Consider the following 18932-nt stretch of genomic DNA (forward strand, 5'->3'; position numbering starts at 1 on the left):
ATCCTCGGACGACGACGTCCGAGCACCGCGCAGCATCACACCGCAGGAGTAGTCATGAGTGATCGTGTTGACCTGTCGTCCCTGGTAGTGCCCGCCATCACGCTGGCCGATCAGTGGGCCAAAGCCACCGCCGAGGGCCAGACCAGGGCCGAGGCCGCCACCACCGGCCAGCTGGCCGCGCTGGTGCAGGACGCCGCCGGGCTGGAGCTCGCCGTGCGCTTCGTCGACCGGGTGGCCCGGCCCGAGGACGTGCGTGTCGCCGCCAAGGAACTGGCCGGGATCTCCGCCGCCGATGCCGCCGGCTTCCTGGGCCGCACCGACCGCTCGCTGCTGGGCGCCGGGGCACTGGCCGCGCGGGTCTCCCCGCAGGTGGTGGTACCCGTCGCCCGCAAACGTCTACGGCAGTTGGTCGGGCACCTGGTGGTGGACGCCCAGGACCCGGTGCTGGCCAAGCACCTGGCAGCCTCCCGCGCCGAGGGTTTCCGGCTCAACATCAACCTGCTGGGCGAGGCGGTGCTGGGCGAGGCCGAGGCGCAGTCCCGCGCCGAGCGCACCCTGGCCCTGCTGCAGCGCCCCGACGTCGACTACGTCTCCATCAAGGTCAGCTCGCTGGTCAGCCAGATCAGCACCTGGGACCTGGATGGCACCGTGGAGCGCTGCCTGGAACGGCTGCGGCCGCTCTACCGCGCGGCCCTGGCCCGCACCCCGCACGCCTTCGTCAACCTGGACATGGAGGAGTACCGAGACCTGGACCTGACCATCGCCGTCTTCACCCGGCTGCTGAGCGAACCGGAGTTCGCCCAGCTGGAGGCGGGTATCGTGCTGCAGGCCTATCTGCCCGACACCCTGGCCGCGCTGGAGGAATTGCTGGCCTTCGCCCGGCAGCGCGTCGCGGCCGGCGGCGCACCCATCAAGGTGCGGCTGGTCAAGGGCGCCAACCTGGCGATGGAGGTCGTCGATGCCGAACTGCACGGCTGGCAGCTGGCCCCCTACCCGAACAAGCCGCAGGTGGACGCCAACTACCTGAAGCTGGTCAGCCGGGCGCTGGCCGACGACGCCGCCGGGGCGCTGCGGATCGGCGTCGCCAGCCACAACCTGTACGACGTCGCCTTCGCCCACCTGCTGGCGAAGCGCCTGGAGGCCACGGACCGGATGGACGTGGAGATGCTGCAGGGCATGAGCCCGTCGCAGGCCCGGGCGGTGCGCGACACCGTCGGCACCGTGATCCTCTACACGCCGGTGGTGGCACCCAAGGACTTCGACGTCGCCGTCAGCTATCTGGTGCGCCGATTGGAGGAGAATGCCGCACCGCAGAACTTCCTGCACGCCTTCTTCACCACCGACGAATCCGCGATGCCGGACCAGGAGCAGCGCTTCCGGGATTCGGTGGCGGCGATTGACTCCAATCCGACCGGGCCGCGCCGCAGCCCCGAGCCGGAGGTGATCGGTGACGAGTTCGGCAACACCGCCGACTCCGACCCGGCGCTGGCCGCCAGCCGCGCGTGGGCCCGGGATGCTCTGGCCCGGCCGCTGGGCGAACCCACCAGCCCGTGGCTGGCGGCTTCGGCTGCGGTGGACGAGGTGGTGACCCGGGCGGTCGCGGCGCAGGAAGGCTGGGCCGCCCGGCCGGTCACCGAACGCGCCGGGCTGCTGCGCGACGCCGCCCGCGCCCTGCAGGCTCGACGGGGTGAGCTCCTCACCGTGATGGCGCATGAGGCCGGCAAGACCGTTGCCGAGGCTGATCCGGAGATCAGTGAGGCGATCGACTTTGCCCGCTACTACGCGGATTCCGCCGAGGCACTGGCCAACGGGCTGATGGCCGATGGCGCACGCTTCACCCCGGATCGGGTGGTGCTGGTCACTCCCCCGTGGAACTTCCCCGTCGCCATCCCGATCGGTGGGGTGCTGGCCGCGCTGGCTGCCGGCAGCGCCGTGGTGATCAAGCCCGCGCCGCAGACCCCGCGGTGCGTGGAGGTGGCCGTCGACGCCCTGTGGCAGGCGGGGATTCCGCGGGAGCTGCTGCAGGTGGTACGCACCGGCGAGGACGAGGTGGGCCGGGCGCTGATCCAGCATCGCAACGTGGACACGGTGCTGCTGACGGGCGCCACCGCCACCGCGGAACTGTTCACCGGCTGGCGCGCAGACCGACCCCGCGGTGCCCGGGTCTACGGCGAGACGTCGGGCAAGAATGCGCTGATCATCACTCCCAGCGCCGACTACGACCTGGCGGTGGCGGATCTGGTGCGTTCCGCCTTCGGGCATGCCGGACAGAAGTGCTCGGCGGCCTCGCTGGGCATCCTGGTGGGATCGGCCAATGACTCGGCCCGGCTGCGCAACCAGCTGGTGGATGCGGTGCGTTCGCTGCGGGTGGGCTGGCCGTCGGATCTGGGCACCGGGATGGGGCCGCTGATCGAACCGCCGTCGGACAAGCTGCGACGCGCGCTGACCACGCTGGAGCCGGGCGAGAGCTGGTTGGTGGAACCGCGGCAGCTGGACGATGAGGGCCGGCTGTGGTCGCCCGGGCTGAAGGACGGGGTGCGGCCCGGCAGCTTCTTCCACCGCACCGAGGTCTTCGGGCCGGTGCTGGGCCTGATGCACGCCGCCAGCCTGGACGAGGCGATCACCTGGCAGAACGACACCGCCTATGGCCTGACCGGCGGCATCCACAGCCTGGACGAGGCCGAGGTGGAGCGTTGGCTGGAACGGGCGGAGGTAGGCAATGGCTATGTCAACCGACACATCACCGGTGCCATCGTGCAGCGGCAGAGCTTCGGCGGCTGGAAGGCCTCTGGCGTCGGCCCCGGCGCCAAGGCGGGCGGGCCCAACTACGTCGCGCAGTTGGGAGCCTGGGAGGCCGACGGCCTGCCCCACTTCCGCACCGCACCGGCACCCGAGATCTCCCGGGAGCTGCAGGCGCTGGTCGCCGAGCTTCGGCTGGGCGCTGACGACCGGGCCTGGCTGCAGGTGGCGGCGGGCAGTGACGCCGCCTGCTGGGCGGCGGAATTCCTGCCCGGGCACGATCCGAGTGGTTTGCGTTGCGAACGCAACGAATTCCGCTACCGGCCGCTGCCGCTGCTGTGGCTCCGGGTCCAGGCCGACGCTCGCCCGGCAGATCTGGCGCGACTCCTGCTGGCCGCCCCACTGACGGGGGTTCCGGTGCAGATCAGCGCCGATCCGGCGGTCGGGCTGCCGCAGGTGGTGGCCGGTCATCCGGTCACCAGCGAGGGTGCCGAAGGGTTCAGCACCCGGGTTCAGCAGGAGGCCGACGCCCGGGTGCGGGTGCTGGGTGATCCGGCCGGGCTACGGGTGACGTCGCCATCGGTGGCACTGCTCACCGGCCCGGTGCTGGCCAGCGGCCGTCGGGAACTGCTCGCCTTCCTGCGGGAACAGGCGATCAGCCACACGCTGCACCGCTTCGGTCACCTGCCGCCGTCACGCAGCCGGTAACCCATTCCGCGGACGGTCTCGATCCGCTCCGCTCCGACCTTGCCGCGCAATGACCGGACCAGAACGTCCACCACATTGGAGCTGGGGTCAAAGTCCATTTCCCACACCATCCCGAGCAGCTGCTCCCGGCTGAGCACCTGCCCGGGATGGTTCAGCAAGACCTCCAGCAGGCGGTACTCGCGCGAGGTCAGGTCCACCGGGGTGCCGCCGTCCACCTGGGCCCGGCGGGTCAGCAGGTCCAGCCGGATGCCGCCTGCGGAGAGCTCGGAGATCAGGCTTGGTCGACTGGCCGGTTCGGCCAGCCGGAGCCGCACCCGCGCCAGCAGCTCGGCGAACTGGAAGGGCTTGGTCACGTAGTCATTGGCGCCGCCCTCCAGACCGTGCACCGTGTCGGTGACCGAATCCCGGGCCGTCAGGATGACCACCGGCAGGGTGCTCCCCTTGGCGCGCAGCTGACGCAGCACCTCGAAGCCGTCCATCCCCGGGAGCCCCAGATCCAGGATCATCAGGTCGAAACCGCCGCTTCCGGCCAGGACCAGCGCCGTGGGGCCGTCGCCCGTGGTCGCGGTCTGGTACCCGGCGGCCCGCAGCCCCTTCTCGACGAAGGCGGCGATGCTGGCGGTGTCCTCGGCGATCAGGATGGTGCTCATCCGGTTTCCTTTGCTGTGCTGGTGGCGGCGACGGGAATCACCAGGGTGAAGGTGGCGCCCTGCCCGGGCGGGCTGTCGAGCTGGACCAGTCCGTGGTGGGCCTCCGCGATGGCCTTGACGATTGGCAGCCCCAGCCCGGCACCGCCATGCCGGGAACCGTCGGCAGGGGTGCCGTGGGCAAAGCGTTCAAAGATCCGTTCCCGATCCTGCGGCGCGACCCCGGGCCCGGAATCGGTCACGGAGATCTGCAGGACCCGCTGGCCGTCCTCGTCATCGACGAAGCGACTCATCAGGCTGATCACGTCGCCGTCGCGGGTGTGCTGCACCGCGTTGTGCGCCAGTTGCAATACGGCCTGGGTGATTCGCTGCACGTCGACGACGGCACTGCCCTCGGCAATGTGACGCAACTGCCAGCGACGGTTGGCCAGCGTCTGGACCTTGGCGTCGAGGTCAAGGGTGAGCTGGGTCAGATCCACCAACTCATCGAGCTCGACGAAGTCCGGCCGGTCCGCCTTGGCCAGGGCCAGCAGGTCAGTCACGATCCGGGCCATCCGATCCAGCTCCTGGGTGACCAGTGCGATGGTCTGCTGCCGCTCCACCGGGTCATCGCCCATCAATTCCAGATGGCCGCGAATCACGGTGATCGGGGTGCGCAGCTCGTGCCCGGCGTCATCCACGAAGCGCTGTTCGGCGGCGAAGGCATCCTCCAGCCGGTCCAGCATCTGGTTGAAGGTGGCCGCCAGACCGGAGATGTCGTCGCGGCCACCGACCGGGATCCGACGGGTCAGGTCCCGTTCGGTGATCTCGGCGGCGGCCTGCCGCACCAGCCGTACCGGACGCAGGATCTGGCCCGCCACCACCCAGCTCAACAGCCCCGCCAGGGCCAGCGAACCCAGCGAGACCAGGGTCAGGGTGCGAATGGCGTCGTGGGCCTGTTCCTCCGGCACCCTGGTGAACACCCCCACCACCAGGGCATCCGGTGCACCGGAGCCGGTGGTCACCACCGAGCGTCCCCAGCGCAACTCACCCATCGGCGTCTGGTGCACCCCGGAACTGGTGCGGGCAAGCTCGGCGATCAACTCCGGATCCCGGGCCAGGTCATACTCATCCGGCGAGGGCGCCTGCGGACCACGCACCTCCAGGCTGGTGGCACCGGTCCCCAGCCAACCGACCATCAGTTCATGCGAGCCCGCCTGCTGTCGGCTCAGGTACACCTGGAAGAGTCGCTGGGTGCTGGCAAAGGGCTTGCCCGTCTCCGGATCAACCCCCTCCTCGACGAAGCTGGTGAACTCCTGCAGCTCCTGGGAGACGTCCCGGTTGGCCAGCTCGGCCACCTGCCCCAGCAAGACGCTGCGCACCACGATCACGACGATCGCCAGGGCAAGCGCCAGGGTGGCCAGCATCCAGCCGACGATCCGCCATCGGCCGGACTGGCCCCCACCCTCAATCGTCATCGTCGTCCTGGTCGTCCTCGTCGTCGCCGCGGTCATCGTCGTCGGCTTCGTCCCGGTCATCGTCGTCCCCACCCTGCCAGACCGGTGGCGGCTGCGTCTGGGTTCTGGTGCGTACCGGCGCCGGTACCCGGGTGATGGTGCCCCTGGTGGTCTTTCGGGTTGCGGGCTGGGTGGCCTGCGCCTTCGCGGCGGGTTGAGTGGCCTTCGCCTTTGTCGACGCCTCAGACCGGGCTTTCGCCGAGGCCTCTGCCTTGGCCTGCGCCGACGCTGCGGCCCGCGCCTTGGCCTGCGCCGACGCTGCGGCCCGCGCCTTGGCCTGCGCGGAGGCCTGGGCCCGGACCCGTGCCTCCACAGAGCGACTGGCCGACGCCGAGGCAACCGCCGCGCTGCTGGCCTGGGCTGCTGCGCGACTGGCCTGGTTGGCAGCTGCGCTCGACGAGGCCGGGGAGGCCGGCAGCTGGACCAACTCCTGCTCCACCTCCGGACCGCCGGGACGCTGCACCAGGGCCTGGGCCAGCAGCACCAGCACCAGGCCCACGCCGATCATCGCCGCCAGATAGCGCCATCTGTTCTTCATCGCGCATGCACCCCTTCGCTGCTCTGCCCAAGACCGCTCTCCACACGGTTCTCGACGACCTGGTTTTCGACACCCTGCTTCTCGACGACCTGGTTCTTCACGGGTGGCAACGCGGGCCGGGCCGGGTCGCCGTCCAGATCCCACACCCGATGCTTGGGGCACAGCTGCTCGGCGCGTTCGCTCAGCAGCAGGGTCACGCCCCGACGACGACGAATGCCTGCGGCCAGGAGTTCGCGTCCCTCGGCATCCAACAGTGCGTCGATTCCGTCCAGCACCATCAGCGACGGCTCGGCATACCACGCCCGAGCCACCTGCAGCCGGGCGCGCTGCTCCAGACTGAGCGGTTCGCCGCCCCGACGCAGCATGGTGCGTTCCCCCTTGTCCAGTGCGGACACTTGGTCGGCCAGACCCACCTCCTGCAGCACCGGCGTCACCGGCTGCTCGCATTCCGGTGCTCGGTAGCGCACCGCGCGGGCCAGGGTGCCCCGCTCCACCGGGAGCCCGGGGGTGGCATAGGAGACCAGCCCGCGCCGTTCCACCGGCGTCAGCCGGGTGAGGTCGGCCCCGGCCACCTGGAGCCAGGCCGACGGGGTCATCTCCGGGAAGATCAGCGCATCCACCAGTGCCCGCAGCTTGGCCGGATCCGCGCTGCTGGGCACCACCACCTCACCGGGCATGGCCACCAGCTCCGGGATGGGCTGCCCCGCCAGGGTCAGGTCGGCCAGGTGCACCGTGCCGTCGCCATCCCGGGGACGTGCCCCCTGTACCTGCCGACGGTGGTGTCGGCTCCGGCGACGGTGCTCCCGGGAGCGCGCCACCTCCGGCCCGAGGATCTGCTCCGCCACGCGGAAGGACTGCCGGTACTCACTCACCCGGCCCAGATCCGTGACAGGCGTGGCCATCATCCCGACGATGATGAAGGCCGCGGCAATGGTGGCGGCATCCACCCCCGCCAGGGCGCCGGACGCCCCCACTGCCACCATCGCGATGGTGGCCATGCTGGCCGCGGCGCCGCGCAGCCAGCCGGACAGCACGGCTCGCGAGACCGCCCGACGCCCCACCTCTCGGCTGTCGTCGGCCAGCCGGCGGATCTCCCGCTCCAGGCCACCGGCGACGACGATCGACTGCCCGGCCTGCACAGTGTCGGTGATCACCCCGGCCAGGGTGCCGCGCTTCTTGCGCAGCGCGGCAACCCGCCGTCGCACAGCCGGGGCCAGGCCCACCAGCACGGCGCCGAGGGCCACCACGGGCACCGCCACCGCGGCGGCCAACACAGGCGAGAGCACCAGGAGCGCCATCAGGGAGCCGATCAGCATCGGGATGCCGACCAGCAGCGGGACGATCCCCAAGACCACCCAGTTGCGCACCGAGGTCAGGTCATTGGTGGTGCGGGCAATGGTCACCCCCACCGAGGGGCCGCGCCCGACCAGCGCGGCCCGCACCAGGTGCATCCTGATCTCGTGCACGTAGTCCTGGCCGAGTCGCTCGCCCAGCACCCGTTCCAGCACCCGCAGCCCCCCGACCCCGGCTGCGGTGACCATCAGCAGCAGTGCCACCTGCACCTGCTGGGACCGTTCCGCGACCGTCAACAGCCTCGGGGTGAGCAGCGCGGTGAGGGTGGCGGCGGCCGCCTGCCCGAGCCCGGCCAGGGCCAGCCCCACCAGCAAGCCACGCCGCCCACCCCGCCACAGCCTGGGCAGCACGGTCACACCCGGCGCGCGTCGTGGCCCAGCACCTCGCACGCCACCTCGGGGGCGGTCAGATCGTAGGTGGGCACCAGACTTACCGGCAGCACCGCGTCGGCCTCCCGGGAGGCGAGCGGGGAGGCGGTGACGACGCCGCTGACCGCGGCCACCTGCAACCCGTGCTCGGCCAGCAGGTCGACGCCCTTGGTGGCTCCCAGGGCGTCTCCGGCCGCGAAGACCAGCGTGTCGATCCAGGCCTGCACCTCGGGGTCGGCGATCAACCGCGAGGTCTCTCCCTGGTAGATGCCATCGGCGATCTCCAGCACCACCACGTCGGTGTCGGCATTGGACAGGGCGGCCATCACCGACAGCACCAGGGCCTTGAGATCCGCATAGCCAAGCCGGTAGGTGCAGCCGTGACCAAAGTCGGTGAAGTCCAGCACGGTGCCGGACCCGGCATCGGCGAACATCCTCGGGTCACCGCCCGCACCGGTACCCGTGGCCTTGCCCGCGGCCACGCTCAGCCCGGCCGCGGTCAGGCCGTTGATCAAGCAGGCCAACGTGGTGGACTTGCCGGAGTTCATCGAGGTGCCCAGCACCGTGACCAGCCGGGGGCGTCTGCCGGGGCGTCGGTTGGGGTGGCGCTGGACGTGGTGTGGTGCCAGGCCGGCCAGGTTCAGCACCACCCCGTCGCAGGCAATCAGGCCGAGCGGCTCGATCACCGTCGCCTTGTCGATGCTGGCGTGTTGCGCGGTGACCCGCCCGGCCAGCCCCCCGGCGGCCACCAGATTGGTCACCTGCAGGTCTTCCGGCACCTCCGCCTCGAACTGGTCCGGGGCGTAGCGATGGCCGTAGGCGACGACGATCTCATCACCGGGAAAGAGAACTTGGCGCCGGCTGTGCGGGCTCTCCAGCCGCGCGTGCTTGCCGATCTCCAGCACCTTGGCCAGCACCAGGTCACCCGCCCGGGGCGTCACGTCCGGCCCGCGGACCAACTCGTGCCCGTCGGCATCGTGCTCCAGCTGTTCGGCGAAGAAGCGCGTGGTGTAGGCCATCTTGGCTCGACGCAGCCGGGTGCGCGGCAGGGCGGTGCTCTGCCGGGTGGTCCCCTCCGCGGGCAGGGCGAGGTTCTCCACCGTGGGGGTGGTCGGCGTGTTCTCGGTGAGGCGAAGGCCCGCGGTAGAGCTGGCGGCAAGGTAGGTGGCGGTCATGGGGGTGCTCCTGTCGTCGTGGACGCTGCTGCGTTGACGTCCACGACGCTAGGGGCGGCTCGTGACCGGTCGATGATGCCAAGATGAGCTTTTCCTCATCTTGGGATCGAACGGGTGCCTCGCTCAGCCGGCGAAGCGGTCGGTGGCCTTGACCAGTTCCGCGGCGATGTTGGGCTCGAAGGCGGAGTGCCCGGCCAGCACGATGTGCAGGTCGGCCTCCGGCCAGGCCGCAGCCAGGTCATGCGCAGTGGCTGCCGGGCAGCACATGTCGTAGCGGCCTTGCACGATCACGCACGGAATGTGCCGAATGCGGTCCACCTCGTCGATCAGCTGGCCCTCCCGCAGGAAGCCACCGTTGACGAAGTAGTGGTTCTCGATCCGAGCGAAGGTGAGCTGCTCGGCCGGGGTGTCCTCCAGCGCCGAATCCTTGAACATCAGGTAGCTGGTCGACGCCTCCCAGTGCGTCCACGCCTCCGCTGCCCGTTGCGCCACCGCCTGGTCGTCGCCGAAGAGCAGCCGGTGGTAGCCCACCATCTTGTTCTGGGACAGGTCGAAACCCGCGTCGATCAGCGGCTGGCAGAACAGCTCCCAGCGGTGCGGGAAGACGTGGCTTGCGCCGTCGTTGTAGTACCAGTCCAGTTCCTCGCGGCGCAGGGTGAAGATGCCGCGCAGCACCATCTCCGTCACCCGGTCGGGGTGGGTCTCGGCATAGGCCAGCGCCAGGGTGCTGCCCCAGGAGCCACCGAAGACCAGCCAGCGCTCGATGCCCAGGTGTTCGCGCAGCCTTTCCAGATCGGCCACCAGGTGCCAGGTGGTGTTGCTGGACAGGTCCGCACCGTCGGCGGCGTTCGGCGTCGACTGGCCGCAGTTGCGTTGGTCCAGGCAGATGATCCGGTAGCGCTCCGGGTTGAAGAAGCGTCGCCGGTCCGTCCCGCCACCGCCGCCCGGCCCGCCGTGCAGGAAGACCGCCGGCTTGCCGTCGGGGCTGCCGGACTGCTCGTAGTAGATCCGGTTGCCGTCGCCGACATCCAGCATCCCGGTGTCGTAGGGCTCGATCGGCGGGTACAGGGTGCGTTCCGGGCTGACCTGGGCACCGACGCGGACGTCGGGCATGCTGCGCTGCTGTGGCACCGTCACTCGTCCTCGTCGTCGACGTCTTCGGTGGGGTCGATCACGTGCACCGCGGCCTCCTCGGCCGGAGCGGCACCGCCGTCGATCCCGACCTCCTGGGCCACCGATTCGCTCTCGTGGTCGGCGTAGACCCCGCCATTACCGACGTCGACCAGTCGGCCGGCCCGCTTGGAGCCCACCTCCCGCTTCTCGCCGTCAGGATTCCACTTCTCCACAGGCTTGTCCGGGTCCGGGTCGGGGATCTCCTGCTTCATCCGCTGCTCCAGGGTCTCGCCCTCGCGCATCTCGGCAGCGGTGTTGCCGAAGCCCTGCGCGGGCGACCAGTTCTCGGGGGTGGTGTAGCCCTCGTCGAGGACGTCGTCCACCCCGCGATCAACGAGTGTGTCGTCGGCCTGCAGCTGGTCGAGCTGTTCCGACTCGTCCGGGATCTCAACATCGTCTGCCATGGCTCGATCATGGCACTGAATCGGCCCGCTGTCAGGTAGTCACACCCCTAGTAGGAGCGCATTTCACGACTCTTTCCAGAGCTTGCCAGGACGAGTAGGATGACACCACGGCGGTTGTGGGCATGCTGCCCGACGGACCGCTTCGGCCCCGCGTCCATGCGGGACCCGACGGGGTGATGAGATGTCTGCCATGAACACTCTGCCCACCGTCGGTCGTCGTGGTCTGTTGCTCGGTGGCGTGGCGCTGCTGGGCACCGGCTGCAGTCAGCAGACAGCCGCCACCTCCCCCACCGCCACCCCCGTCGTCACGCTGGACACCCCGAAGCCGTCGATCACCACGACGCCGAGCCCGACGCCCACTCCCACCGCGCAGTGGCCCACCCGGGCGCAGATCGTCGTGACGTACGGCAAGGTCGCGCCGCGCGAGTGGGGGCTCGAACCCACCGGCGTGGTGCTGCGGCAGAAGTCCAGGCACGTCTGCCTCACTTTCGACGCCTGCGGCGGGCCCTACGGTCACAAGGTGGACATGGACTTGATCAACCTGCTGCGCAAGCACAAGGTCAAGACCACGCTGTTCTGGAACAAGCGCTGGATTGACGCCAACCCCAAGATCGCAGCGCAGATTGCCGCCGACCCCCTCTTCGACATCCAGAACCACGGCACCACGCACCTACCGCTCTCGGTCAGTGGCCGCAAGGGCTATGCCGAGCAGGGCACCCACAATGCCGGTGAGGTCTACGACGAGGTGATGGGCAGTATGGAGGCCCTCACCAAGCTCACCGGCAAACGCCCGCGCTTCTTTCGTTCCGGCACCGCGCACTACGACGAGGTGGCCGTCAGGATCGTCCGCGACCTGGGCATGCTGCCGGTGAACTTCAGCATCAACGGCGACGCGGGTACCACCTTCACGATCGGCCAGATCCTGCAGGAGACCGCGCCCACCAAGGCGGGTGACATCGTGATCGGCCACATGAACCAGCCCAAGCGCTCCACCGCCGAGGGCATGGCCCAGGTCATCCCCCGGATGATCGCCAAGGGGATCACATTCGCGACGCTCTCCGAGGTGCTCTGAGTTCGGGCCCTGTCGAGGCCCCTCACAGTGCAGATTCACCCGCTGAGGGGTTGAGGTGGTTTGATGGTGCGCCGTGACCAGCACCCCCGAAGCCCCCACCGCCAAGTACGCCGAGGTGCCGCGCAGCTACTACGACATCGTCGTGGCCGTCTTCGTCGGCCTGCTGCTGATCTCCGGCGTCACTGCGACCAAGCTCTTCGAGGGGCCACGAATTCCCCTGGTCAGTGACTGGTTCCATGGCGGCGGGCCGCTGATCTTCGACGGCGGTGCCTTCCTCTTTCCGCTCAGCTATGTGGTTGGCGACATCATGACCGAGGTCTATGGCTGGCGGCGCGCCAAGCGGGCCATCTGGACCGGCTTCGCGATGACCTTCCTGGCCGCCGTCACCTACTGGGTGGTCTCCCTGACCAACCCGGTTCCCGGTTTCGAGGCCTGGGACGGTGTCCTGGCGCCGGTCACGCGGATCACCATCGCCGGGCTGGTCGGCTACCTTGCCGGGCAGTTCCTGAACTCGATCGTCGTGGTCCGGATGAAGGCGCGCAGCCAGGATCGCCGGGTGGCGGTGCGGTTGATCACCTCCACCCTGGCCGGTGAGTTCTTCGACACGCTGATCTTCTGCACCATCGCCTTCGCGGGCACCATCAGCCTCAACGAACTGACCAACTACACGGTCACAGGCTACGTCTACAAGTGCCTGGTGGAGGTCTGCGTCGTGCCCGTCACGCTGCAGATCATCAAGCGACTCAAGCGGGCCGAGCCCACCTATCGCTGATCCGGCGCCTCGCTGAGGCGCTGCATCGCGCGGGCGAATTCGGCGAAGGCCTTGTCTGGATCGTTGTCCACCACCACCCGGGCGGTCGGCCGACGGCCCCAGATGCCCCGGTCGTCGCGCACCGAGGTGCCGCGTAGCAGCTCGGAGTCGGCCTCGACGTCCACCACGCTCGCGATCGACGCGTGCCTGGCGTGACCCGCCGCCACCTGGGCCGCGAACAGGTCGTGCAGGTGGGCGACATAGCCCTGCTCGTAGTCGTGATGGAATTCGAAGTAGAAACGCAGCGCGTCGGCCAGCAGGTCCAGCACCGGTTCTCCGGTCTTCGCCTCGGCGTGCGAGACCCGGATCCGGTCCAGGTCGTAATGCACCGGACGGGCACCGCAGCGCACCAGCAGCGCATCCAGCAAACCCGGGGTGTACTCGATCCGCTCGGTCATGTCGGTGCTGCACAGGATGGGCAAACGGTCGGCCGCCATTCCCTCGAAGGCGTGGAAGACCCGCTTGGCGGCGTCCGGATCGCACCAGAAATTCCATTCCGCCGTCGGCGTCGTGTTGCCCAGGTGCCAGAAGCAGCCACCCATCACCACGATCCGCCCAACCAGTTCCGGCAGTTCCGGGATGGCCTCCAGCGCGACGGCGAGGTTGGTCAACGGGCCGGTGACCAGCAGGGTCACCTCTCCCGGGTGGGCCTCAAGGTGCTCGCGCCAGACCTCCAGCCACGGGCGTGTGGAGAGCCTGTCGGTGAGGTCCGGCAGCTCCGCATATCCGATGCCGCCCGGGCCGTGGGTCTCCGGGGTGGTGACCAGGGGTCGCACCAGCGGCTCCGTCCGTCCTACCGCCACCTCCACCTCGGGCCGCCCGGCAATCTCCAGGACCGCCAGCGAGTTCAGCGCCGACTGGTGGGCGGTGGTGTTGCCGCTGGTGGTGGTGACGGCGAGCAGTTCGGTGTCGGCGGCGCCGCAGAGATAGAGCAGCGCGCAGGCGTCGTCGATTCCGGTGTCCACGTCGGCGATGATCTTCACGCCGACAGTCTTGCAGCACAATGGCGCCATGAAGCTGCGTACTCCCCGGCTGTTGCTGGAGCCGGTCACCCTGGCGGACGTCGACGACTGGACGGAGCTGGACCGCCAGCCCGGCGTGCTGGACCACCTGCCCGGCTCGCCCCGCTCCCGCGAGGAGAAGGCCGACGCGATCCGGCGCTGTTTGGCCATCAGCCAACTGCACCATGACTACGGCTTCCTCACCGCGCGAAGCGTCAGCCACGGCACCTTCGTCGGCTGGTTCCACTTGCGGCCCGGGCCCGAGGGTGACATCTTCAATCCCGAACTTGGCTACCGGCTACGGCCCGACTTCTGGGGCAAGGGGCTGGCGACGGAGGGCAGCGAGGCCCTGCTGGAGGCCGCCTTTGCCCAGCTCGGTGCGGCCAGCGTCGTCGCCGAGACCCGGCGGGAGAACCTGGCCTCACGTCGGGTGATGACCAAGCTGGGCATGGGGCTGGTGGGTGACGGCGCGGCGGACGTCGTGCACTACCGGGTCACGATGCCCGAATGGCTCGACGGCTTCGTCGACGTCCGGACTCGACTGCACGGTCTGCAGGCCACCGCGCTGAAGGCCGCCGACCGGGAGCAGTTGGAGCGCCTGCGGGCCGTGGGGATGGCGATGGCGAAGGCCGAGAGCGACGGCGCACACGCATCGTCCTCACTGGTGGCCGCCCTGGCCGCCGAACACGGAATTGACACCGCTTCCGCCAGTTGAAATCGCCACCCCGGCCGCAACGACGGCGGGGGACTCGCTACGCTTCGTGCCAACCGACCAGTAGCCGGCCATCGACCAGCATCAGGAGCCAGCATGACCGCGAGCACCGCGCCCAGCACCATCAAGCAGCACCGCGCGCGCCCCTGGGGCCCGATCATCGCGATGATCCTGGCCATCGTCGTGATGGCGATCACGGCCTTCTTCCACCTGATCCAGCACCACAATTCGCTGGTGCCGATGATCGCGCCCGTCCTGGCCGGCTTCTTCGGCGCCGCCTTCGCGCTGAAGGACAAGCGGATGGACCACGACACCCGCATGGTCTGGGCGGCCGGGCTGATCTTCGTCGGGCTGGCGGCCGTGGCCACCGCCGCGGTGCTGATGGTCTACGTGCTCCCGCTGAAGCACTGACCGTCCGCGCTCGGACAAGCCGCCGCTGGTCGGCGGATCAGCCGATGGTGCCGAAGCCGCCTTCCTTGCCCTTGCCGTCGCCCTTGTCCGAATCCTTGAGGTACTGCTCGAACTCGGCGGCCAGGTCGTCGCCGCTGGGCAGCTGGGATTCGTCCACCTCCGGCTGCGGCGCCGGCCCATTCAGCTCCCGGCCCTGGGTCGCCTGGTCATAGGCGGCCTCCATCTGGCCGATGGCCTCGGCATTCTCCGGGTTCTGCGCCACCAGCGCGTCGATCTCACGCAGGTACTCGTCGGCGGCGCTGCGCAGATCCGGCACGGCCAGGGCCAGCTCCGCGGCATCGGCAGCGGAATCCAGCAGGCGGACCGATCCGGCCGGGAACTCGGCGCCGGCCAGGTAGTGCGGCACGTGCACGGAGAAACCGACGGTGCGGATGTGGGCCTCGGGCAGCCGCACCTCCAGCAGCGCCTCCACCGAGGTGGGCAGCTGGATCTTGTCATGCATCGCGGCATAGCCGGTGATCAGCGACGGATCCACCGAGTGCGCCGTCAACCCCACCGGCCGGGTGTGCGGCGCGCCCCAGGGGATGCCGTGCAGCCCGACGGCCAGGGTGGTGCCCAGCTCCCCGAACAGGATCGACACCGCGGCGCAGAAACGCTCCCACTGGTAGTCCGGCTCGGGGCCGGTGAACAGCAGGAAGTCCTTGCCCGCGTCGTCGGTGACCACCCGCACCACCAGTTCCATCGGCTGGTAGTCGGTGTAGTGGTCCTTGTCGAAGGTGATGATCGGCCGGCGCGAGCGGTGGTCCACCAGCTGGTCGACGTCAAAGCGGGCGATGATCCGGCTGGGACGGGTATCCACCAGGTGCTGGGCGGCCATCTGCGCGGCCTGACCGGCGTCCATGAAACCGGACAGCGCAATCAGCGCCGGTGCGCCATAGCTGGGCGCACCCGACAGTTGGTAGAGCTCCCGGGGGTCCTTCATCACACCATCTCCATTGCAGCTAGTCAGTTGCGTTCTCAACGCCGCGAGGGGCCCCAGAATTCCCGTAGAAGCGGCCGAGGAAGTGCTCACGACAGGCCTCGAAGTCACCATCGTCCATCGCCTGGCGGATCGAATCCACCAGGCGCACCGTGAAGCGCTCATTGTGGATGGTGGCCAGCGTGGACGCCAGCATCTCCTTCGCCTTGAACAAGTGGTGCAGGTAGGCGCGGGTGTAGTGCTGGCAGGTGTAGCAGTCGCAGCCGTCCTCCAGTGGCACGAAGGCACGCCGGTTGCGGGCGGTGGTCAGGTTGTAGCGCCCGTCGGCGGTGTAGATGGCCGAATTGCGGGCCACCCGCGACGGATTGACGCAGTCGAAGGTGTCGGCGCCAGCCGCGACGGCGGCGAAGAAGTCATCCGGCTCGCTGATCCCCAACAGGTGACGGGGCTTGTCAAAGGGCAACTCCTCGCTCATCCAGCCGCAGATGGTGCCCAGGTTCTCCTTCTCCAGCGCACCGCCGTAGCCGAAGCCATCGAAGCTCTGCCCCTCGATCTCCATCGAGCCCAGGTCTCGGCAGGCCTTGCGCCGCAGATCCTCGTACTGGGCGCCCTGGATCACACCGAAGAGCGCCTGGTAGGGCTTGCCGGCCCGCTCGTCGGTGAGCCGCCGATGCTCGGCCAGGCAGCGTTCGGCCCAGCGACGGGTGCGCTCCAGCGCCTCCTCCTGGTAGCCGCGGGAATTGTGCAGGTGGGTCAGCTCGTCGAAGGCGAACATGATGTCGGCACCGATCTGGTGCTGCACCCGCATGCTCACCTCCGGGGTGAAACGATGCTTCGAGCCGTCCAGGTGACTCTTGAACGTCACGCCGTCGTCGTCGACGTGGGCCAGCCGCTCCTTGCCGGGAGCGACGGCATGATCCGCCTCCGCGCGTTTGGCGTCCATCTCGATCACCTTCTTGAAGCCGGAGCCCAGGCTCATCACCTGGAAGCCGCCGGAATCGGTGAAGGTGGGGCCTCCCCAGTTCATGAAACGGCCCAACCCACCGGCCTCGTCGATCAGGTCGCTGCCGGGCTGCAGGTAGAGGTGGTAGGCATTGGCCAGCACCGCCTGGGCGCCGAGTTCCTTGATGGATTCGGGCAGGACGGCCTTGACCGTGGCCTTGGTGCCGACGGCGATGAAGGCCGGGGTCTGGATCTCGCCGTGCGGGGTGTGGATGGTGCCGGTGCGGCCAATCCCGTTGTCCAACACGGTTCGCGGGGTGAAGGAGAAGTCAGTCATCAGCTCTGTTCCGCCCCCTCGACGGGCTCGGGGACCGTGGTTGGGTACTGCTCGGGGACCTTGGTCAGGTGCTGCGTCCTCGCCAGCAACTGCAGTTGGGCCAGCGCGACCACCCCCGCTGTGGACGTGCGCAGCACTCCGTCGCTGACCAGCACGGTCTGGGCGCCGGCGGCCTCGAAGGCGGCCAGCTCTTCGGGGCTGATCCCACCCTCCGGGCCGATGATGAACAGCACCTCCGTCCCTTCAGCAGGCGAGGGCCCCTCGACAGGCTCGGGGTTCGGGGTTGGGTCCTGCTCGGGGATCGTGGTTGGGTTGGGCAGCCGAATCTCGCTGATGTGCTGGGTGGCCGCCTCGTGCAGTACCAGCGCCAGCCCGGCCGCTTCGATCCGGGCGACGAGCTGCTTGGTGCTGACAAAACCCACGTCGGGGATGCGAAAGCGGCGGGACTGCTTCGCGGCCTCACGCGCCGTCGAGGACCATTTGACAAGGCCCTTCACGCTCTTCTCAGCACTCCAGCGGACGATCGAACGGCTGGCCTGCCAGGCCAGCACCTCGTCGATGCCCAGTTCGGTCATGGTTTCCACGGCCAGGTCGGAGCGGTCTCCCTTGGCCAGCGCCTGCACCCCGATCCAGCGGTAGGGCTGCGGGGTGGCGGCCAGCAGTTCGGCCACCTGGACGATGATCCCCTGCTTGGAGAGCTCCACCACCGGCCCGCGCACGGCCCGGCCGGTCCCGTCAGCCAGCAGGACGGACTCCCCCAGCTCGATCCGCTTCACGACGGCGGCATGGCGGCCCTCGTCGCCGGTGACCGCAACCCGGGCACCCACGACGACGTCGTCGAGCTCGGTCAGGAAGAGCGCGTCGCTCATCAGGCCCCGAAGGCTTCCTTGAGCCGGTCGAAAACGCCCTGCTTGCCCTTGTGCACCTGAGCGGTCACCTGCGTCTCGCCGCGCGCCTCGGCCAGCTGCTGGAGCAGGTCGCGCTGGTGGGAGTCGATCTTGGTGGGGGTCTGCACGACGAAGGTGATCCCAAGATCGCCTCGGCCATTGCCACGCAGGCGCGGGATGCCACGCCCGGTCACGGCCACCCGGGTGCCGCTCTGGGTGCCAGCCGGGATCTCCACCTCCAAGGTGCGCTCCGCCTCCTCGCTGTCCTCCCGCTCGGCCTCCAGAGTGTCGACGGTCAGCTTGGTGCCCAGAGCGGCGGCGGTCATGGGCACGCGCAGCACCATCTCCAGGTTCTCGCCGTCGCGCTTGAAGACCTCGTGGTTGGCCACCACCAGCTCGACGTACAGGTCGCCAGCGGGCCCGCCGCCGGGGCCGACCTCGCCCTGGCTCTCCAGGTGGATCCGGTTGCCGGTGCTGACGCCGGCGGGGATCTTGACGTTCAGGGTGCGGCTGGAGCGCACCCGGCCCTCACCGGAGCATTCTCCACAGGGATGCGGGATCACATTGCCGTAGCCACGGCAGTTCGGGCAGGGCTGGGAGGTGCGGATGTCGCCCAGGAAGGAGCGCTGGATCTGGGTGATCTCGCCATGGCCATTGCAGGTGCCGCAGGTGACGGGCTCGGCACCCTCGGCAGCACCGGAGCCGGTGCACTTGGGGCAGACCACGGCGGTCTCCACGTTCAACGGCTTGGTGACACCGAAGGCAGCCTCCGCCAGGGTCAGGCTCTGCCGGACAAGGGCATCCTGGCCGCGACGTACCCGGGAACGCGGGCCACGCTGGGCCTGCTGGCCGAACATCGCGTCCACCAGATTGGTGAAGTCGAAGCCACCGCCGAAACCACCGCCACCGGGGAAGCCACCGAAGCCACCACCGCCCATGCCGCCGAAGCCACCGCCCATCGGGTCGCCGCCGCGGTCGAAGATCGACTTCTTCTGGGGATCGGAGAGCACCTCATAGGCCTCCTGCACCTGCTTGAACTTCTCGTCGGCGTCGGGCTCATTGCTGACGTCGGGGTGCATCTTCATCGCCATCCGGCGATAGGCCTTCTTGATCTGCTCGGGCGTGGCATCACGATCGACGCCGAGAATCTCGTAGTAGTCAGAACTCATGGGTGTGAAA

At 69.2% G+C, this 18932-nt stretch carries 17 protein-coding genes; 5 read left to right on the plus strand and 12 right to left on the minus strand.

The genetic code is table 11. From position 1 onward, the window contains the following. The first annotated feature begins 54 nt into the window (after positions 1-54). A complete protein-coding gene (locus AAEX57_RS06030; protein ID WP_342091412.1) occupies positions 55-3447 on the plus strand; it encodes a bifunctional proline dehydrogenase/L-glutamate gamma-semialdehyde dehydrogenase in 3393 nt (1130 codons plus the stop codon). On the opposite strand, the gene AAEX57_RS06035 is transcribed toward AAEX57_RS06030, so the two are convergent. The 7 genes from AAEX57_RS06035 to AAEX57_RS06065 form a co-directional block, all read right to left on the minus strand. Continuing rightward, positions 3420-4097, minus strand: coding sequence for a response regulator transcription factor (locus tag AAEX57_RS06035; RefSeq protein WP_342091411.1), 678 nt, complete (start codon positions 4095-4097; stop codon positions 3420-3422). The two genes, AAEX57_RS06030 and AAEX57_RS06035, sit on opposite strands and share 28 nt — an antisense overlap. Further along, a complete protein-coding gene (locus tag AAEX57_RS06040) occupies positions 4094-5551 on the minus strand; it encodes a sensor histidine kinase (RefSeq protein WP_342091410.1) in 1458 nt (485 codons plus the stop codon). The genes AAEX57_RS06035 and AAEX57_RS06040 overlap by 4 nt, the downstream gene beginning before the upstream one ends. Beyond that, complete coding sequence (locus AAEX57_RS06045; RefSeq protein WP_342091409.1) at positions 5541-6128, minus strand: hypothetical protein; 588 nt, start codon at positions 6126-6128, stop codon at positions 5541-5543. The genes AAEX57_RS06040 and AAEX57_RS06045 overlap by 11 nt, the downstream gene beginning before the upstream one ends. Next, positions 6125-7831 carry an ABC transporter ATP-binding protein gene (locus tag AAEX57_RS06050; protein ID WP_342091408.1) on the minus strand — a complete coding sequence of 569 codons (1707 nt, stop codon included), beginning with the start codon at positions 7829-7831 and terminating at the stop codon, positions 6125-6127. Before AAEX57_RS06050 ends, AAEX57_RS06045 begins: the two co-directional genes overlap by 4 nt. 2 nt (positions 7832-7833) lie before the next feature. Then, positions 7834-9024 carry a hypothetical protein gene (locus tag AAEX57_RS06055; protein ID WP_342091407.1) on the minus strand — a complete coding sequence of 397 codons (1191 nt, stop codon included), beginning with the start codon at positions 9022-9024 and terminating at the stop codon, positions 7834-7836. Between the two features lie 123 nt (positions 9025-9147). Further along, positions 9148-10137: a prolyl aminopeptidase gene (gene pip, locus AAEX57_RS06060; RefSeq protein ID WP_342091566.1), complete on the minus strand. Its 990-nt coding sequence runs from the start codon at positions 10135-10137 to the stop codon at positions 9148-9150. Positions 10138-10157: 20 nt separating this feature from the next. Further along, positions 10158-10601 (minus strand): DUF5709 domain-containing protein, encoded by a 444-nt coding sequence (locus AAEX57_RS06065; RefSeq protein ID WP_342091406.1) that lies wholly within the window; start codon positions 10599-10601, stop codon positions 10158-10160. A gap of 190 nt (positions 10602-10791) precedes the next feature. On the opposite strand from AAEX57_RS06065, the gene AAEX57_RS06070 reads away from it, so the two are divergent. Together AAEX57_RS06070 and AAEX57_RS06075 are read left to right on the plus strand one after the other, a co-directional pair. Continuing rightward, entirely contained in the window at positions 10792-11673 is an 882-nt protein-coding gene (locus AAEX57_RS06070) for a polysaccharide deacetylase family protein (RefSeq protein ID WP_342091405.1), read from the plus strand. Between the two features lie 73 nt (positions 11674-11746). Beyond that, a complete protein-coding gene (locus AAEX57_RS06075; RefSeq protein ID WP_342091404.1) occupies positions 11747-12445 on the plus strand; it encodes a queuosine precursor transporter in 699 nt (232 codons plus the stop codon). Here AAEX57_RS06075 and AAEX57_RS06080 read toward each other — a convergent pair. Beyond that, on the minus strand, positions 12436-13467 hold the full coding sequence (locus AAEX57_RS06080) for a nucleoside hydrolase (RefSeq protein WP_342091403.1): 1032 nt from the start codon (positions 13465-13467) through the stop codon (positions 12436-12438). The two genes, AAEX57_RS06075 and AAEX57_RS06080, sit on opposite strands and share 10 nt — an antisense overlap. Before the next feature lie 28 nt (positions 13468-13495). Between AAEX57_RS06080 and AAEX57_RS06085 the strand changes: the two genes are divergently transcribed. Continuing rightward, a complete protein-coding gene (locus AAEX57_RS06085) occupies positions 13496-14200 on the plus strand; it encodes a GNAT family N-acetyltransferase (protein ID WP_342091402.1) in 705 nt (234 codons plus the stop codon). A gap of 93 nt (positions 14201-14293) precedes the next feature. Continuing rightward, positions 14294-14608, plus strand: coding sequence for a hypothetical protein (locus tag AAEX57_RS06090; protein WP_342091401.1), 315 nt, complete (start codon positions 14294-14296; stop codon positions 14606-14608). Between the two features lie 37 nt (positions 14609-14645). Here the strand turns inward: AAEX57_RS06090 and AAEX57_RS06095 are convergent, their stop codons facing one another. The 4 genes from AAEX57_RS06095 to dnaJ are packed head-to-tail and all read right to left on the minus strand — an operon-like array spanning position 14646 to position 18922. Further along, positions 14646-15590: a PAC2 family protein gene (locus tag AAEX57_RS06095; RefSeq protein ID WP_342091400.1), complete on the minus strand. Its 945-nt coding sequence runs from the start codon at positions 15588-15590 to the stop codon at positions 14646-14648. A 19-nt stretch (positions 15591-15609) separates the two neighbouring features. Continuing rightward, positions 15610-16866 carry a tRNA guanosine(34) transglycosylase Tgt gene (gene tgt, locus AAEX57_RS06100; RefSeq protein WP_342091399.1) on the minus strand — a complete coding sequence of 419 codons (1257 nt, stop codon included), beginning with the start codon at positions 16864-16866 and terminating at the stop codon, positions 15610-15612. After that, a complete protein-coding gene (locus tag AAEX57_RS06105; protein WP_342091398.1) occupies positions 16866-17735 on the minus strand; it encodes a 16S rRNA (uracil(1498)-N(3))-methyltransferase in 870 nt (289 codons plus the stop codon). Before AAEX57_RS06105 ends, tgt begins: the two co-directional genes overlap by 1 nt. Beyond that, positions 17735-18922, minus strand: coding sequence for a molecular chaperone DnaJ (gene dnaJ / locus AAEX57_RS06110; protein WP_342091397.1), 1188 nt, complete (start codon positions 18920-18922; stop codon positions 17735-17737). Before dnaJ ends, AAEX57_RS06105 begins: the two co-directional genes overlap by 1 nt. Between the last annotated feature and the right edge of the window lie 10 nt (positions 18923-18932).

Source organism: Luteococcus sp. H91 (assembly GCF_038433135.1).
Lineage (GTDB): Bacteria > Actinomycetota > Actinomycetes > Propionibacteriales > Propionibacteriaceae > Luteococcus.

Coding starts and splice junctions, on each gene's coding strand:
- AAEX57_RS06030 (WP_342091412.1), top strand. CDS start 55: ATGAGTGATCGTGTTGACCTGTCGTCCCTGGTAGTGCCCGCCATCACG.
- AAEX57_RS06035 (WP_342091411.1), bottom strand. CDS start 4,097: ATGAGCACCATCCTGATCGCCGAGGACACCGCCAGCATCGCCGCCTTC.
- AAEX57_RS06040 (WP_342091410.1), bottom strand. CDS start 5,551: ATGACGATTGAGGGTGGGGGCCAGTCCGGCCGATGGCGGATCGTCGGC.
- AAEX57_RS06045 (WP_342091409.1), bottom strand. CDS start 6,128: ATGAAGAACAGATGGCGCTATCTGGCGGCGATGATCGGCGTGGGCCTG.
- AAEX57_RS06055 (WP_342091407.1), bottom strand. CDS start 9,024: ATGACCGCCACCTACCTTGCCGCCAGCTCTACCGCGGGCCTTCGCCTC.
- pip (WP_342091566.1), bottom strand. CDS start 10,137: ATGCCCGACGTCCGCGTCGGTGCCCAGGTCAGCCCGGAACGCACCCTG.
- AAEX57_RS06065 (WP_342091406.1), bottom strand. CDS start 10,601: ATGGCAGACGATGTTGAGATCCCGGACGAGTCGGAACAGCTCGACCAG.
- AAEX57_RS06070 (WP_342091405.1), top strand. CDS start 10,792: ATGAACACTCTGCCCACCGTCGGTCGTCGTGGTCTGTTGCTCGGTGGC.
- AAEX57_RS06085 (WP_342091402.1), top strand. CDS start 13,496: ATGAAGCTGCGTACTCCCCGGCTGTTGCTGGAGCCGGTCACCCTGGCG.
- AAEX57_RS06090 (WP_342091401.1), top strand. CDS start 14,294: ATGACCGCGAGCACCGCGCCCAGCACCATCAAGCAGCACCGCGCGCGC.
- AAEX57_RS06095 (WP_342091400.1), bottom strand. CDS start 15,590: ATGAAGGACCCCCGGGAGCTCTACCAACTGTCGGGTGCGCCCAGCTAT.
- tgt (WP_342091399.1), bottom strand. CDS start 16,866: ATGACTGACTTCTCCTTCACCCCGCGAACCGTGTTGGACAACGGGATT.
- AAEX57_RS06105 (WP_342091398.1), bottom strand. CDS start 17,735: ATGAGCGACGCGCTCTTCCTGACCGAGCTCGACGACGTCGTCGTGGGT.
- dnaJ (WP_342091397.1), bottom strand. CDS start 18,922: ATGAGTTCTGACTACTACGAGATTCTCGGCGTCGATCGTGATGCCACG.